The sequence below is a fragment of the Lacibacter sp. genome, from assembly GCF_035299325.1.
Classification (GTDB): domain Bacteria; phylum Bacteroidota; class Bacteroidia; order Chitinophagales; family Chitinophagaceae; genus Lacibacter.
The window spans coordinates 49,669-64,730 of sequence record NZ_DATGWT010000018.1 but is presented as its reverse complement, the minus strand read 5'-3'; the positions used below and the strand labels follow the sequence as shown (position 1 = coordinate 64,730).

The 15,062-nt window shown below is 40.7% G+C and carries 18 protein-coding genes; 8 read left to right on the top strand and 10 right to left on the bottom strand.

Going from position 1 to position 15,062, the window contains the following annotated elements:
* Window positions 1–2: 2 nt before the first annotated feature.
* Window positions 3–1,184 carry an aspartate aminotransferase family protein gene (locus VK159_RS11245; protein WP_324230234.1) on the bottom strand — a complete coding sequence of 394 codons (1,182 nt, stop codon included), beginning with the start codon at window positions 1,182–1,184 and terminating at the stop codon, window positions 3–5.
* Window positions 1,185–1,433: 249 nt separating this feature from the next.
* On the opposite strand from VK159_RS11245, the gene VK159_RS11240 reads away from it, so the two are divergent.
* The 3 genes from VK159_RS11240 to VK159_RS11230 are packed head-to-tail and all read left to right on the top strand — an operon-like array spanning window position 1,434 to window position 2,555.
* Window positions 1,434–1,967 carry a gamma carbonic anhydrase family protein gene (locus tag VK159_RS11240; RefSeq protein WP_324230233.1) on the top strand — a complete coding sequence of 178 codons (534 nt, stop codon included), beginning with the start codon at window positions 1,434–1,436 and terminating at the stop codon, window positions 1,965–1,967.
* Between the two features lie 49 nt (window positions 1,968–2,016).
* A complete protein-coding gene (locus VK159_RS11235; RefSeq protein WP_324230232.1) occupies window positions 2,017–2,190 on the top strand; it encodes a hypothetical protein in 174 nt (57 codons plus the stop codon).
* Between the two features lie 50 nt (window positions 2,191–2,240).
* Window positions 2,241–2,555, top strand: a complete 315-nt coding sequence (locus VK159_RS11230) for a hypothetical protein (RefSeq protein ID WP_182802372.1) — start codon at window positions 2,241–2,243, stop codon at window positions 2,553–2,555.
* A gap of 58 nt (window positions 2,556–2,613) precedes the next feature.
* On the opposite strand, the gene rsgA is transcribed toward VK159_RS11230, so the two are convergent.
* The 5 genes from rsgA to VK159_RS11205 form a co-directional block, all read right to left on the bottom strand.
* Complete coding sequence (gene rsgA, locus VK159_RS11225) at window positions 2,614–3,543, bottom strand: ribosome small subunit-dependent GTPase A (RefSeq protein WP_324230231.1); 930 nt, start codon at window positions 3,541–3,543, stop codon at window positions 2,614–2,616.
* Window positions 3,544–3,653: 110 nt separating this feature from the next.
* Window positions 3,654–4,658, bottom strand: a complete 1,005-nt coding sequence (locus tag VK159_RS11220) for a VWA domain-containing protein (protein WP_324230230.1) — start codon at window positions 4,656–4,658, stop codon at window positions 3,654–3,656.
* A complete protein-coding gene (locus VK159_RS11215) occupies window positions 4,651–5,505 on the bottom strand; it encodes a hypothetical protein (protein ID WP_324230229.1) in 855 nt (284 codons plus the stop codon). Before VK159_RS11215 ends, VK159_RS11220 begins: the two co-directional genes overlap by 8 nt.
* Before the next feature lie 35 nt (window positions 5,506–5,540).
* Window positions 5,541–6,413, bottom strand: a complete 873-nt coding sequence (locus VK159_RS11210) for a DUF58 domain-containing protein (protein WP_255460236.1) — start codon at window positions 6,411–6,413, stop codon at window positions 5,541–5,543.
* Window positions 6,414–6,467: 54 nt separating this feature from the next.
* Complete coding sequence (locus VK159_RS11205; protein WP_324230228.1) at window positions 6,468–7,469, bottom strand: MoxR family ATPase; 1,002 nt, start codon at window positions 7,467–7,469, stop codon at window positions 6,468–6,470.
* A gap of 204 nt (window positions 7,470–7,673) precedes the next feature.
* On the opposite strand from VK159_RS11205, the gene VK159_RS11200 reads away from it, so the two are divergent.
* The 4 genes from VK159_RS11200 to VK159_RS11185 are packed head-to-tail and all read left to right on the top strand — an operon-like array spanning window position 7,674 to window position 9,521.
* Window positions 7,674–8,018, top strand: a complete 345-nt coding sequence (locus tag VK159_RS11200; RefSeq protein WP_324230227.1) for a hypothetical protein — start codon at window positions 7,674–7,676, stop codon at window positions 8,016–8,018.
* On the top strand, window positions 8,019–8,681 hold the full coding sequence (locus VK159_RS11195) for a peptidylprolyl isomerase (protein WP_324230226.1): 663 nt from the start codon (window positions 8,019–8,021) through the stop codon (window positions 8,679–8,681). It abuts the gene before it with no gap.
* 46 nt (window positions 8,682–8,727) lie between these two features.
* Window positions 8,728–9,105 (top strand): glycine cleavage system protein GcvH, encoded by a 378-nt coding sequence (gene gcvH / locus VK159_RS11190; protein WP_324230225.1) that lies wholly within the window; start codon window positions 8,728–8,730, stop codon window positions 9,103–9,105.
* The gene (locus VK159_RS11185; protein ID WP_324230224.1) at window positions 9,105–9,521 is read left to right on the top strand and encodes a VanZ family protein; all 417 of its coding nucleotides are present in this window, start codon (window positions 9,105–9,107) and stop codon (window positions 9,519–9,521) included. Before gcvH ends, VK159_RS11185 begins: the two co-directional genes overlap by 1 nt.
* A 383-nt stretch (window positions 9,522–9,904) precedes the next feature.
* Here VK159_RS11185 and VK159_RS11180 read toward each other — a convergent pair whose 3' ends face one another.
* The 3 genes from VK159_RS11180 to prfA all read right to left on the bottom strand — a co-directional run bounded on the left by VK159_RS11180 (window position 9,905) and on the right by prfA (window position 13,012).
* Window positions 9,905–10,495, bottom strand: a complete 591-nt coding sequence (locus VK159_RS11180; RefSeq protein ID WP_324230223.1) for a hypothetical protein — start codon at window positions 10,493–10,495, stop codon at window positions 9,905–9,907.
* 186 nt (window positions 10,496–10,681) lie between these two features.
* Window positions 10,682–11,614 (bottom strand): thrombospondin type 3 repeat-containing protein, encoded by a 933-nt coding sequence (locus VK159_RS11175; protein ID WP_324230222.1) that lies wholly within the window; start codon window positions 11,612–11,614, stop codon window positions 10,682–10,684.
* A 336-nt stretch (window positions 11,615–11,950) separates the two neighbouring features.
* Window positions 11,951–13,012, bottom strand: coding sequence for a peptide chain release factor 1 (gene prfA, locus VK159_RS11170; protein WP_324230221.1), 1,062 nt, complete (start codon window positions 13,010–13,012; stop codon window positions 11,951–11,953).
* Between the two features lie 69 nt (window positions 13,013–13,081).
* Here prfA and VK159_RS11165 point away from each other — a divergent pair, with 69 nt between their 5' ends.
* A complete protein-coding gene (locus VK159_RS11165) occupies window positions 13,082–14,257 on the top strand; it encodes an amidohydrolase family protein (protein WP_324230220.1) in 1,176 nt (391 codons plus the stop codon).
* A gap of 60 nt (window positions 14,258–14,317) precedes the next feature.
* Here VK159_RS11165 and recO read toward each other — a convergent pair whose 3' ends face one another.
* The gene (recO, locus tag VK159_RS11160; RefSeq protein WP_324230279.1) at window positions 14,318–15,058 is read right to left on the bottom strand and encodes a DNA repair protein RecO; all 741 of its coding nucleotides are present in this window, start codon (window positions 15,056–15,058) and stop codon (window positions 14,318–14,320) included.
* Window positions 15,059–15,062: the final 4 nt, after the last annotated feature.

Here is a 15,062-nt window from a genome sequence, read left to right as displayed (position 1 = left end):
AGTTATATCTCGTTCAAACAACTTATTATCACTTCACAAGCTTTTGTACTTTCTTCTTCAGAAATCGTTAACGGTGGCGCAATACGCAAACAATTTGAGGCAAATAAAAACCAATCACTAATCACCCCTTGTGCAATACAGGCATCAATTATTTTTTTATTTGTCTCAAAACTATCAAACACAACCGCCATCATCAAACCACGTGAACGCACTGCTTCAATTTTCGGATGATGCAATAATGTGCGGAAGAGAATTTCTTTTTCATTCACTCCTTTCACCAGTTCTTCTTCCAATAAAACATTCATAGCCGCCATTCCTGCTGCGCAGCAAACAGGATGACCACCAAACGTAGTGATATGACCAAGCACAGGATTCTCTGTGAAGTTCCACATTAATTCTTTATTGGCTATGAATGCCCCTAATGGCATTCCACCGCCCAATGCTTTTCCTAATAATAAAATATCAGGCACCACTTCAAACTGTTCAAATGCCCAAAGTGAACCGTTTCGGCCAAAGCCACATTGTATCTCATCCAATATTAATAAGGTGCCGGTTTCATTGCAACGGTTCCGCAAGGCCGTGATCCATTCTTTCAACGGCGCATTTACACCGGCTTCGGCCTGGATGGTTTCAGCAATTACACAAGCAGTATTATTTCCAATCAACTCCAGTGCTTCAAACGAATTATAATCTGCATGATGAACTCCCGGCAACAACGGACGGAATGAATTCCGCCAATATTCATCACCCATCACACTCAATGCACCTTGTGTACTTCCATGATAACTGTTTTTAAATGCAACCATCTCAGTACGACCGGTCACCCGTTTAGCCAGCTTCATGGCACCCTCAGTTGCTTCCGTTCCGGAATTGGTAAAATAAACAGAGTTGAGCGATGCGGGTAAATGATCGGTAAGCAGTTTCGCATACTGCACTTCCGGGCTTTCAATAAACTCGCCATACACAAGCAGGTGCATGTATTTGTCAACCTGTTGCTTGATAGCTTCCACCACTTTTGGATGACGATGCCCCACATTACAAACGCTTATGCCTGCAATCAGATCGATGTATTCTTTACCATCTGCATCCCATAAACGGCTTCCTTGGGCCTTTACAATTTCAAGGGCCAGAGGTGCTGATGAAGTTTGAGCGACGTGCTTTAAAAATAATTCCCGTTGATTCATATTGTGTTGTGTTGCAAATGTCGGGAAATAGTTGAACGGTTTCCAAGCTTACTGGTTTTGTAAATGGTATAAACCAACGGTCTAATACATACGTATATCTGTTGGATAAATGCGGAAACATGGCCTTATTATGACCTTTATAGGCAGAATGAAGTTAAAAATCGGGCAATACACTAAAAAAGACGGCAAACATTATGTGCCCTCAGAAAACATTACGAAATTTACAGACGAACTAAAACCACATTCCGTATGCCCGTAATTCTTCCTGTAGAAGGCGTTTTTCCCCAATTTGGCGACGATTGCTTTATTGCTCCTAATGCTACCATCGTAGGCGATGTAGTAATGGGCAATGAATGCAGCGTATGGTTCAATGCCGTTATTCGGGGAGATGTAAACAGCATTATACTGGGCAACAAGGTGAACGTACAGGATGGGGCGGTGTTACATGCAACATACCAAAAGACGAAAACCATTGTCGGAAATAATGTAAGCATCGGGCACAATGCCATTGTTCATGGATGCACTGTGCATGATGATGTGTTGATCGGGATGGGTGCTATTGTGATGGATAATGCCATCATCAACAGCAATTCGATTATTGCGGCAGGTGCGGTAGTGCTGGAAGGCACAGTGGTGGAAGCGGGAAGTATTTATGCAGGGGTTCCTGCTAAAAAAGTAAAAGACATCAGCCAGGAACTGATCCATGGCGAGATCAACCGGATCGCTAATAATTATATCAAGTATTCGGGATGGTTTAAAGATGCCTTAACAGAAAATAACTGATTACGGTACGAACATTGTCAATATCTAAATGTTAAACAAGAATAATTATATGAAACAGATCACCAAAGCAGCGCTTGTCGTAATATTACTGTCTTTCATGACAAGTTGCAATGTGTTTAAACGAACACCCAAGGAAGGATGTCCAACCAATGGCAAGAATGTTGGAGCCGAGAAGTTACTGAGCGGTGAAAAGGTGAAAAAAGCGAAACGATTTAACAGCTAAATAATATAAAGAGAACTAACCCCATTTATAACACCATAAATATTACCGCTATGAATCCAACATTACGCAACCATGTAGGATATAACGAGGCAGTCCTTGACGATGATGCCAGTTATGAAAAATTTCATCGCTGGGCAGATGTTATTGCCGACAAGTTAAAGATCTCCTTTACCAAGAAGCTTGATGATTTTGAAGCGCTTTATTGGGATTTTATTTACAAAGGCACAGCCCTTACACTCAGTTTTAATATTTTCAATGGCATTTCTGTTTTCCCGTCTTTGGAAGAAAAGAGTGAACATTTTGAAAATGCGGCAATTGCCGAGCTGGTTGATGCGTTGAAAGATGCTGATCCCGGAGAAGCGTAGATCATTCGCCCACCTTTAAGGAAGTGACTATTAAGAAGCAAAGAAGATGAAATGCGGCTTAGTAGTTTTTTTTTGTCTCAATTGTGGCAAGAATTCCGCAATAACTGATATAACGAAGTGGATGAATTTCCTCTTTTGACACAGCTTCTTTTACTGCACAGCCCGGCTCCTCAAGATGAAGACAGTTATTAAATTGACAATCGTTGATGAGCACCCGCATCTCCGGGAAATAATGGGAGAGTTCCTGCCGGCTGATATCAACGAGACCAAATTCCTTTACACCAGGTGTATCAATGATCTTTCCGCCGAATGGCAAATCGTACATTTCAGCAAATGTGGTGGTGTGCATTCCTTTGCCACTCCAGCCGCTTACTTCCTCTGTTCGTAGCAAAAGATCGGGCATCAATGCATTGATGAAAGTCGACTTTCCTACACCGGAATGTCCGCTCAATAAGGTTACTTTATCTTTCAAAGCTGTTTTAATATCATCAATTCCCAAACCGTTTTCCATAGAAGCCAGAATCACTTTGTAGCCCACCGCTTCATACATTTCTTTCCAGTCTTCAAATTGGACCTGCTCTTTTTTCTTATAAACATCTGCCTTATTAAAAACGATCACACCTGGAATATGATACGCTTCCGATGCAATAAGAAAACGATCAATAAACCCCTGGGACGTTCGTGGTTCCTTTAGTGTAGCAAACAATAAACTCTGATCTAGATTGGAAGCAATAATATGATGTTGGTGTTTGTTAGCCGGACTTTGGCGATTAATATAGTTCCTGCGATCAGCAATAGCAGTGATCATAACCGTCTGCTCCAGGTCATTTTCCATTTCAATCTCCACTTCATCTCCAACTGCAATAGGATTGGTTGAAGTAAATCCATCGATCTTAAACTTTCCTTTGATACGTGCCTGCACGATCTTGCCTTCTTCTGTTTTGGCAACATACCAACTACCTGTCGATTTATAAATGAGGGCTTTCATGCAATGCAAAGAAAAGGAATAGATCGCCATGGAGGGATGGAAAAATTATTTGCCAGAAAGGGGCAAAGGCACTGAGACAATTGAAGAAAGTAAATCCTCTGCACCAAAAATCAAGGAAACTTCCGCAACACTTTATAACGTAGCCAGGCTTCAATCAAAAGCAATACCACTACAGCAATTGCAAATGGATAAAATTCTTCTTTATAGCGGGAGAATGTACTTGTTTCAATTTTTGATTTTTCAAGTTGATCAATATCTGCATAGATCTTACCAAGGCTTTCATTATCCTTCGCACGGAAATAATTACCCCCTGTTTCATTGGCAATTTCACGTAACAGTTTTTCATCAATATTCACTTTCTCCATCGTACGCACAACACCACCGGTTGTTTGTTGTGGTAATGCCGCAAAGCCTTCGGTACCCATACCAATGGTGTACACTTTCACCTGGTACGCTTTCGCAATTTCTTTGGCGGTACTTGGAGGAATCAACCCGCCATTATTCTCTCCGTCAGTTAATAGAATCACCACTTTACTTTTCGATTCACTTGTTTTCAAACGCTCTACGCTGGTAGATAAGCCAGAGCCGATCGCCGTACCATCCTGCAAAATTCCGCTGCGTACCGCATATATCTGGCTTTTAAGTGCAGCATAATCAGTAGTTGGCGGACATTGTGTAAATGATTCGCCAGAGAAAATTACCAACCCAATACGATCTGTTTTTCTTGCATCCACAAAATCAGATGCTACTTTTTTCATTGCTTCCAACCTGTTTGGACTGAAATCTTCCGCCAGCATACTACCACTTACATCCATACATAGAATAATATCAATCCCCTCACCTTCCACACGTTCTTCACTGCTTCTCGTTTGCGGACGGGCAATAGCAACGATCAGCAGTGCGAGTGAAAGCAAACGAAGAACAAAAGGCAAATGACGCAAAACGTTTTTTGAACTACCCGTTTTACGATAAATACCTAACGATGATACTGTAATTGATGAAGAAGATTTTTTATGACTGATGATATACCAAACGATCAATAATGGTAACGATAACAGCAACCACAGCAGGTAGGGATATGCAAATACAATATGTTGATACCACTCGTTAAGCATCGGGTTTCAATTCTTTTTCTGATTGTTTGATGGTTGTTTCCATACGTTCAATTGTTTGCAGACATTCATCTTTAGGTGCGGCAAACTTTGCAAACTTTACCGCATCGCCTAAACGAAGTGCTTGTATGATGTTGATGAGCGTTTCATTCAGTACATACGGCTTCAATTGCATCGCCAGTTCATCAGTTGTTAATCTCGTAAATGGCTGCTGAAGTTTACGTTCGTAATAACGCTTTACAGCAAGTGACAGATCGGAGAAATTTTTCTTTTGAATGAGTTGCGCATCCCATTCCTCTCCTTTCAATCGTTTTGTTGTGATCAGGAAATCTTCCAAGGGCGTATTTGCCGATTCTTCAATAACAGTACTGATCTTTTTCTTCTTCCATCTGCTGAAGAGAATGATCAACCAGATCAACGCAATAACGGCAGCAGCGGCCACTGCATAACCGATCCATGCTTCACCAGCATTAACATCAATGATGGGTTTTACATCGTTCAGCAATTGGTTACCTGTTGTATCGTATTCGATCAGTATTTCCTTTATTGGAAAAGTCACTAACTGCTCTTTGTCATTTACGTTTGAAGGGATAACAGCTGTTACGTTTTCAACAGCCCACAGGCCGCTGTCAAAACTGGTGATAGTGATTTCACGTTTCAACAGATCTGTGGTATCAAACGATACATATTCAAAGTGAGGAATACTGTCGGGAAACTTCCAATGCACTTCCGCATTACGACTGATGGCTTTTAATTCAAACCTGAGCTTTACCGGTTCGCCAATAAATATCTTTTCTTTTGATGCTGTTACAACAGGAGTTACCTGGGCCATCGTAGACAGGCCCATCATCAAAAAACAAATTATAATAAAAAATTCCCGTCTGATCATCTGCTCCTGTTAATGAAAAATTTCTGTAACACTTTTACATAATCATCTCCTGCCCGCATATGCAACAGATCGGCTCCCGAACGGCGGAAAACATCTTTTACATGATCGTTATGCTTGTGAAAATCTTTTTCGTATTCAAAGCGAACCAATGAGCTTGATGTATCGATCCAACGTTGCTCACCTGTTTCGGCATCGGCTACCTGCAACAAACCCGCATCAGGCAAACGCATGTCAAGCTGATCGTAAATTTTAATACCGATCACATCATGCTTTTTACAGGCAACACGCAAAGCATCTTCATACCCCTTTCCTAAAAAATCACTGATGAGGAAGCATATACTTTTTCTCCGGCACACATTATTAAACATGCGGAATGCATCAATATAATTTGTTTGCTTTGATGCTGCATCATTACTCAGCATTTCACGTACAATATAAAGTGTATGCTGTTTTGCTTTCTTTGGTGCGATAAAACGTTGCACTTTATCACCAAACAAAATAGCACCAACTTTGTCATTATTATTTACAGCGGAAAAAGCAAGTACAGCAGCTAACTCTGTTACAAGATCTTTCTTTCGTTGAAGGTGTGTACCAAAACTGATGCTCGCACTATTATCGATCAAAAGAAATACACTTTGTTCACGCTCTTCTTCAAATACTTTACTGTAAGGATGTGCGTAGCGTGCGCTTACATTCCAATCAATAAAACGGATATCATCACCCGGCTGGTATTCACGCACTTCTTTATAACTCATGCCCTGGCCTTTGAACGCCGAATGATATTCACCCGTGAACATGTGATTGGTGAGTCGCTTGCTTTTAATTTCAAGCGCCCTTACTTTCTTTAATATTTCTTCGGTAGTTAACAAAAGGAGTTCTGAGTTATTAAGTTCTGAGTTGAAGAATGTCTATTTCTTTCGGGATTAAGGCACTTTCACTGCATTCAATATCTGGCTGATGATCTCTTCAACTGATACATTTTCTGCTTCGGCTTCGTAGGTTAAACCAATACGATGGCGCAATACATCAGCAGCAATGGTGCGTACATCTTCCGGCAACACATACCCACGCTTATTGAGGAATGCAACTGCTTTAGATGCCAATGCCATATTTATGGAAGCTCTTGGTGAACCACCGTAAGCGATCAAGGGTTTGAGACTGCTTAAACCAACCTGTTCAGGTTTACGTGTTGCAAATACAATATCAAGAATATAATTCTCAATTTTTTCATCCATGTAAATGGTGCGTGCAAGATCACGTGCTTCTGTTACTTCACGAATAGAAACAACCGGGTTAATCACCGGGGAAGCTATCTGTTGTGTATTCTGGCGAATGATCAGTTGCTCTTGTTCTTTCGTCGGGTAATGAACCACCACCTTCAGCATAAAACGATCTTGCTGTGCTTCAGGTAACGGATAAGTTCCTTCCTGTTCCAATGGATTTTGTGTAGCCAACACAAGAAAAGGTTCTTCCAGTTTGTAAGTATGTTCACCAATTGTTACCTGGCGTTCCTGCATAGCTTCGAGTAAGGCACTCTGCACTTTTGCCGGGGCACGGTTAATTTCATCAGCCAACACAAAATTGGCGAAGATGGGACCACGACGAACAAAGAATTCATTCTTCTGCTGATTATAGATCATGGTACCGATTACATCGGCCGGTAACATATCGGGAGTAAACTGGATACGGCTGAATTTTGCGTTGATCGCTTGAGAAATCGTCTTAATCGCCAACGTTTTTGCAAGACCGGGCACACCTTCCAGTAAAATATGACCGTTACCCAACAAGCCAATCAATAAACGATCGACCATATATTGCTGTCCTACCAATACTTTTCCAACTTCTGCACGCAGCCGGTCGAGAAAACTTCCGGCATATTCAATTTTCTCATTCAGGACTTTGATGTCTTCTGCGGTTTTTAACATGTAATCTCGGTTTAGGTTGTGAAAATACAATGCCGTTTGCTTAAGCGAAAATCATTTTATAAACGGTTGTATCTTAAAATCATTTCCCATCACGCAAAAAGAAGGCCGAATTTCAAAAAGTCGTTCGCCATTAGTACTTCGTATAAGTACGTCAACAACAGCTTACAACTTACGACTATCGGCTATCCACTATCTTTGCGGCCTATGGATGCAGCGAATGATCTTTTTGTAAGGTGGATGAACCTTGAACAGAAAATGGTAGAACGCTTTGGGAAAAAGCCCGATCTGGAAGCAATTCTCTTCCTCATCGGTGTGCAGGAGTTTGGTGAGTTGAAAGAAAAATATACCAAGGAGCAAAAGCAGGATTTGATGCACGTAGCAGTTTGCTCTCTCCTCTCCCAAAGTGGTTATTTTGAATTTGATGATTATGATAAAGATGGATGGCCCCATTTCAAACAGTTGAAAGCCATGCCCAGCATGGATATGCGTGAACAGGAGAACTTTATCAAGGATCATGTACTGCTCTACTTTGAACAAAAAGGATTTTAAATGAGACTGACTGTTTTATTGTTCTGCTTTTTTCTATTCATGGCTGATGCGGGTGCCCGTAACCGTAAGGTGAAAATTATTACCAGCAAGGGAACCATTGTGGTGCAGTTGAGTGATAAAACACCCAAACACCGCAATAACTTCATTAAGTTGGTAAAGCAGGGCTATTATAATGGCATCCTGTTTCATCGTGTTATCAAAGAATTTATGATCCAGGCGGGTGATGACTCAACTAAAAATCCTGTTCCCGGCAAACGTTATGGCAGCGGAGGCTTGAAAAATAAAATACCTGCCGAGTTTGATACTTCGCTTTTTCATAAAAGAGGTGTGCTGGCTGCAGCACGTGATAACAATCCTGAAAAAGCCAGTAGTGGAAGTCATTTTTATATTGTGCAGGGAAAAGTTCACACAGACAGTTCCTTAAATGATATTGAAGAAAAAAGATTAGGTGGGCGCAAACTTCCGCTTCAACATCGTGCTGTATATAAACAGATTGGCGGCAGTCCGCATCTCGATCAGAACTATACCGTTTTTGGCGAAGTGGTAAAAGGTATTGAGGTTGTGGATACGATTGCGCAGGCAGAGCGTGATCAATATGACAGGCCAAAGGAAGATATCCGCATCATTAAAATGAAACTGAAGAAGAAATTTTTATTTTTCTGATTGCAGGAAAACAATCAATTTAGCAGCGTTTAAAAACAACTACATCATGAACTTTCCAGAGAATCTCCGCTACACAAAAGACCACGAATGGATCAGCTTAGAAGGCAATGTTGCAACAATTGGTATTACCGATTTTGCACAGCGTGAATTGGGCGATATTGTTTATGTTGACATTAATACTGTTGGTAAAACATTAAACGCTGAAGAAGTTTTTGGTACAGTGGAAGCTGTAAAAACAGTAAGTGATTTGTTTTTGCCTGTTGCCGGTACTATTGCTGAAGTAAACAGCGCCTTGAATGATAAACCGGAAGCCGTAAACAATGATCCTTATGGAGAAGGCTGGATGGTAAAGGTGACAGTAAGCAACCCTGCTGATGTTGAAGCTTTGATGGATGCTGCTGCATATGGTGCACTGGTTGCATAATGAAACAACAACTCCGGAAATATCTTAATACAAAATGGCCGGCCATATTTTGGTCGGTCATTATTTTTTTATTGCTGGTGATGCCGCCAATTAATATCAACCAGGAAAAACCACTTGAGTTTTCAGGGATCGATAAAGCTATTCATTTTCTTCTGTTTGGAATAATGGTTTGGCTATGGGGTTATTATCAGAAAACAATTTCTGCAACAAGGAAAAATCTTGTTTCTCAATTGTTGCGTATCACGGTTATTGTGATGATTTACGGGATTGTAATGGAGTACGTACAGGATTGGGTGGGGCGTGATTTTGATGTGTGGGACATGGTGGCCGATGCCGCCGGAGCAATCACAGGATTCATCTTATTGTTAGTACAAAAAGAAGACCCCGGTGGAAACCGGGGTCGAAACCAAAACTAACTGCTTATGAGAAAAATTTAAATTCAGATTTGTTATACAAAGTTCGGTCAATCACTCACTCCAAACTGTCAGCTACTTGTTAATATTTCCTGAAACGTTTTGTTTTTTAAAACGGGTCCCGGTAGAAACCGGGACCGTTAACCAAAACTAACTGCTTATGAGAAAATTGACTGCTTTAAAGATCTTGTACATGTAAGACGCTAACCGCATTCCAAAGTTTGCTCACTATCTGTTAAAAAATCCTAAAAGGATTTGTCAGCGTCTCAATGCTATACTCCATATTTCGAAAACCATGCCAATTGGTTACATGTAAGATTAATTAACGAATTGAACTGGTAGTTGGTCCAACTCTAACAGATTAGAAATAATTCATTAAAAGTGAGTTATCGGCCAAATAGCCCTTTTACAAGATCCATCATTCCTCCGCCAGATCCCTGTTCTTGCTGTTGTTGTGCGGCTCCTCCTTTTACCATATTAATAATGTCGCTCATATCGGTGTCTCCATCTCCATCCCTGTCGAGGCCGCCTTGTGTAACACGGCCTAACAAACCCTGCAGATCGAGGCCACCGGTTTTTCCGCCAGTTAATGAACTGAAAATACCTTGCAGATCGAAGCTGTTATCGCCAGGGTCATTGGTTTTTGAGATAAATTTCTGTAAAACTCCAGGCAACAAGCTGCTCACAATACCACCCGCCTGGCCTTGATTCAGGTTGAATTTCTCCATCAATGATTGGGCTGCGTTGCCGGAAAGCTGATTGGCCAAAGGATTACTCTGCAGATCTCCACCACGGCCACCCAATAAACTGAGTACGTCGTTAAACTGGCCGCCAGCCAATGCCTGTTGCAACCCTCCGGAAATATTGTTGGTTACATCTGCAATTGCTTCATCGTTTCGTTCATTGGGAATATCAGGGTTTTGAATGATTGATGAGCCGGCCTGCTCTTTTACAAGGTTGAACAGCTGTTCTAACATAGTTTAAGTTTTAAAAGATGGGATAATCAAAATACATGAAAATAAATTTGAATGCAAGCAAATCATATTATTTCTTTATTATGGCTTCACCAATTATAAGCCGAAATGATCAGCTCTTCAATTTATTTCAAAAACAAAAGACCCGGAAAATCTCCGGGTCTTTACTTATGGAATTAAGTTAGCTGTTTAACGAACTTTATTTGCAATGAGCTTAGCATCGTCCTGCATGGTATTGCAGCCGGAATAAGCTGTACCCACCCACCATTTACCTATAGGCTGGTAATACGATACACCCATGATCGGCGCTTCACCATTACCGCCCGGGTTGTAATCGGCAACAAAATTACAATTAGCATCATACTTTGTCTGGTGATTTAAACCAAGTGTATGCCCAGCTTCATGTGAAGTTGCTTCCCAATTGTATTTCTGATTATAGCCAAGTGCTTTTGAGAAAACAAATGCCGGTATATCCATACCCCATGTAATGCTGTTAATATATGCAACACCACCAGCACCTTGGTACCAACCATTATTTTCTGTAATGATCACACGCTGGCGTTTTGCAGTACTTGCGGCAAAGTAAACCGTAGAATCAGTTGTTACAACAATTGTCGGGAAAACTGAATAATCATTCTTTACTTCGGTTAGAATGTTTGCAATTTCTGTGCTTGAAAAGCCTGATGGGGTGCAATCGATCGTTCTGCCACCGTTCCAGTATGGAGTAGTTACTGTTTGTCCATCGAAATCAAGAAAAATAACCCACGATGAAGTTGAAACAGGTGTTATTGGGTTTGTAGTGATACTGTTGTTATCACAAGCATCGCCTGTTCCGTCTGCGTCAGAATCAAGTTGATCAGGATTGTAGGTTGAAGGGCAGTTATCTGTTGCATCTGCAATGCCGTCTCTATCCCTGTCTCTGCCTTTTGATGAAATGTTTGTTTCTGAGATATCTCCCCGTCTGACATTGTTGTAATTCCCTTTGAGGAAATCACATGTCTCAAGTTTTTTTGATGCTGATTGCTGGTTAAGTAACTCAGTTGTTTCAGTTTGAACGCTGTCTTCTTTTTGACAAGCTGCTGCAGTTACTAGCAGTAAAGAATAGAAAAGTACCCTTTTCATAGAGATTTGGATTTTATTGGATTTTAAAAAATTGGTTATTCTCTCAGCAGGCAAGCTTCTCTTCCCTGCTTCGTAAGTTTATTCTTAAATTTTTAAACGTTATTGATTTAGAAAACATAATGCCAAAAATGAAAGTTTATTTCATTTCAGGCCATAATAGTGAGAATTATGACTTTCACAGCTATAGCAATTTGTTTGTTGGCTGCAAAAGAAACTTCATCTCTACCTGTCTTTTTCCAAAGAGCATGTAAAGAAACTCATTCTTTTTTGACCGTATTATCGAGCAAAGAAGTATTCGCTTGTAGTTTGAAATTGATACCCCTTCAGGGTTTACTATTACTGCAGAGTAAGTTTTTCTGCATTTTCTGCAAACTGCAGAGCATCGATGAGCTCCTCAATTTCGCCATTGAGTACTGCATCTAAGTTATAAAGTGTAAGGCCGATACGGTGATCAGTTACTCGGCCCTGCGGATAATTATAGGTTCTGATCTTGGCGCTTCTATCGCCGGTACTCACTAAACTTTTTCGTTGACGGGCAATTTCTTCTTCATGTTTACGCACCTGCTCTTCATATAAACGGGTACGCATCATCTGCATCGCTTTTTCCCGGTTTGCTAACTGTGTACGTTCTGTTTGACAGATCACCACCGTACCGGTTGGTATGTGCGTCAGCATTACCTTGGTTTCTACTTTATTTACGTTCTGGCCACCGGCACCACCACTTCTGGAAGTTTCCATTTTTACATCGCTTTCCCGTAATTCAAAATCGATTTCCTCTGCTTCCGGCATTACAGCAACCGTTGCCGCACTGGTGTGTACACGGCCACTGGTTTCAGTAGCAGGTACACGTTGTACACGGTGAACACCACTTTCAAATTTCAACGTACCATATACATCATCGCCCGTAACTTCTAATTGCACTTCTTTATACCCGCCAACAGTTCCTTCGCTTTCACTAAGGATCGTTGTTTTCCATCCACGACGCTCACAATATTTTATATACATCCGCAACAGATCACCTGCAAATAAGCTGGCTTCATCGCCACCTGTTCCTGCACGAATTTCAAGAATGGCATTCTTATCATCCTGCGGATCTTTTGGTATAAGCAATTGGCGAATATATTTTTCTAAAGTCTCCTTCTTTTCTTCAAGTCCGGGCAATTCTTCCTTTGCCATTTCACGTAATTCTTCGTCATTACCATTCAATGCCTCTTTGTAACTCTGCAGATCGGCCAGAACGGATAGGTATTCTTTACGTGATTGCACCAGTTTTTCCAGGCTGCGGTACTCTTTACTCAATGCCGAGAACTGTTTGTTATTGGCAACAATTTCGGGATTGGTCAATGCCACGCCAACTTCATCAAACCTTGCCTGGATAGCTTCTAATTTATCTAACATAAAATCTGTGCTCCTGAAAGGGAATTGTTTAGTCTTAAATTTGAGCGGCAAATTTAAATGAATTAACGCATGCGCTACAGGAAATTAAGAGCAGACAGGTTGTTTGATGGATATAGGTTCAGAAACGATGATGAAGTATTGGTTATAGATGAAGAAGGGGTTATAATTGATATTGTTACATCTGCTGATGCGGGTGACGATGTTGAACAACTGAAAGGGATTCTTTCACCCGGATTGATCAACTGTCATTGCCACCTGGAGTTAAGTCATTTGAAAAACGTGATTCCGCCACATACCGGCTTGATCGATTTCTTGTGTTCAGTTGTAACAAAACGTGGATTTAAAGCTGATATCATTGCGGCTGCTATTGCAGAAGCTGAGCAGGAAATGTTTAAAAACGGAACAGTTGCAGTTGGTGATATTGGCAATACTGCTGATACAGCTGCTGTAAAAAGCAAAAGCAAGATCCGCTGGCAGAATTTTGTGGAAGTGTTGGGTTTTTATGATGCGAAAGCTGAAGAAAACATCAATAATTATCAGGCAATAGCAAACGAGTTGAATACTGTACTTCGTACTTCCAACTTTGTACATCGTACTTCTCTGGTTCCTCATGCGCCTTACAGTGTATCTGCAAAAACATTTCAGCTGATTAATGAAGCAACAACCGGACAGATCATTTCAATTCACAACCAGGAGAATCCCGCCGAAGATGAATTGTATAAAACTGGTGGTGGCGATTTTTTAAAATTGTTTCGTGTGTTTGGAATTGATACTTCACCATTTCCTGTAACAGGAAAAAGCAGTATCCGCTCTTATTTGCCTTTTTTCAACAATGGTCAAACGATCTTTTTGGTGCATAATACTTTTATGCCTGAAGAAGATATTGTTTGGGCAAATGATTACGCAACAAGCAATGGATTACAACTTGTTTACTGTTTATGCCCTAATGCCAATCTTTATATTGAAAACAAAGTGCCACCCGTTGCATTGTTCCAACAACAAAATTGTGAACTGGTGTTGGGTACCGACAGCTACAGCAGCAACTGGCAGTTAAGCATTGCCAAAGAAATACAGGCTTTGCTGCAGCATACATCTGTATCAACTGAGCAGGCTCTGCAAATGGCAACATTGAATGGTGCAAAGGCTTTACAGTGGGATGAAGAGTTAGGAAGTTTTGAAAAGGGAAAACAGCCCGGCGTTGTATTATTGGCAGAAGACTTCAGCAGTTCAGAAAGGATTTTATGATAACACTACCCCTTTTCATCAATCTCAACTATCCTCGGATTCATCACTAATCATTCGTCTTCACGGTTCCATGATCTGCTGTAATACCGGCAATGTTTTCATCTTTGAAAAATCGGGCATATGAAACATGTAATACACTTCTATTGCTTCAAGCAACTGACGGCGTTGCTGGTAATTCATAGGAATTTCTATTAACTCATTTGGCTGCATGGCTTTCAATAACTCGCTGATGAGTTTAGCAGATTCGCCTTCGATGTAATAAACATGCTGCGGATAATGTTCGGTAAAACTTCCTTCCTGCAGATCGAAAACAGTATATCGTTCCGCATCTTCTGTATTCATTTGGAAACCGAAAAAATTAGTAAGATGCAACGAAAAGTACAAAGGAAAATTAGCAGTTACAGCAGACGATGTTTTATCTAATTGCATCAATGCTTCTTCAACAAAATAAAACAGATCAGGATTATTTTCGGGTTGCTTTACACATTTCTGCAACAGTTCCATCATGTACAGCAATACACTGTTTTTTATAACATCAGCAAACAACTCTTCATACAAATAACTCCATCGGAACTCTTTGATACGTTGCAGGTTTTTTACATCATGATGATAAACGATTAACTCTAGAATAGCACCGGGTTGAAAATAATTGGCTTTAGCCCCGCCCTTCTTTGCGTTTGTTCTTACCCCTTGCACAATATAACTCTGCAATCCATACAATTCAGTATAGGCCGATACAATTAAGCTAGTTTCACCATATTTTACTGTTCGTAAAATAACTGCCTTTGTTTTATGGAGCACATTA

Bases quoted from the DNA above. Each gene is read 5' to 3' on its own strand.
- VK159_RS11245 (WP_324230234.1), bottom strand. From the start codon at position 1,184: ATGAATCAACGGGAATTATTTTTAAAGCACGTCGCTCAAACTTCATCA.
- VK159_RS11240 (WP_324230233.1), top strand. From the start codon at position 1,434: ATGCCCGTAATTCTTCCTGTAGAAGGCGTTTTTCCCCAATTTGGCGAC.
- VK159_RS11235 (WP_324230232.1), top strand. From the start codon at position 2,017: ATGAAACAGATCACCAAAGCAGCGCTTGTCGTAATATTACTGTCTTTC.
- VK159_RS11230 (WP_182802372.1), top strand. From the start codon at position 2,241: ATGAATCCAACATTACGCAACCATGTAGGATATAACGAGGCAGTCCTT.
- rsgA (WP_324230231.1), bottom strand. From the start codon at position 3,543: ATGAAAGCCCTCATTTATAAATCGACAGGTAGTTGGTATGTTGCCAAA.
- VK159_RS11220 (WP_324230230.1), bottom strand. From the start codon at position 4,658: ATGCTTAACGAGTGGTATCAACATATTGTATTTGCATATCCCTACCTG.
- VK159_RS11215 (WP_324230229.1), bottom strand. From the start codon at position 5,505: ATGATGGGCCTGTCTACGATGGCCCAGGTAACTCCTGTTGTAACAGCA.
- VK159_RS11205 (WP_324230228.1), bottom strand. From the start codon at position 7,469: ATGTTAAAAACCGCAGAAGACATCAAAGTCCTGAATGAGAAAATTGAA.
- VK159_RS11200 (WP_324230227.1), top strand. From the start codon at position 7,674: ATGGATGCAGCGAATGATCTTTTTGTAAGGTGGATGAACCTTGAACAG.
- VK159_RS11195 (WP_324230226.1), top strand. From the start codon at position 8,019: ATGAGACTGACTGTTTTATTGTTCTGCTTTTTTCTATTCATGGCTGAT.
- gcvH (WP_324230225.1), top strand. From the start codon at position 8,728: ATGAACTTTCCAGAGAATCTCCGCTACACAAAAGACCACGAATGGATC.
- VK159_RS11185 (WP_324230224.1), top strand. From the start codon at position 9,105: ATGAAACAACAACTCCGGAAATATCTTAATACAAAATGGCCGGCCATA.
- VK159_RS11180 (WP_324230223.1), bottom strand. From the start codon at position 10,495: ATGTTAGAACAGCTGTTCAACCTTGTAAAAGAGCAGGCCGGCTCATCA.
- VK159_RS11175 (WP_324230222.1), bottom strand. From the start codon at position 11,614: ATGAAAAGGGTACTTTTCTATTCTTTACTGCTAGTAACTGCAGCAGCT.
- prfA (WP_324230221.1), bottom strand. From the start codon at position 13,012: ATGTTAGATAAATTAGAAGCTATCCAGGCAAGGTTTGATGAAGTTGGC.
- VK159_RS11165 (WP_324230220.1), top strand. From the start codon at position 13,082: ATGCGCTACAGGAAATTAAGAGCAGACAGGTTGTTTGATGGATATAGG.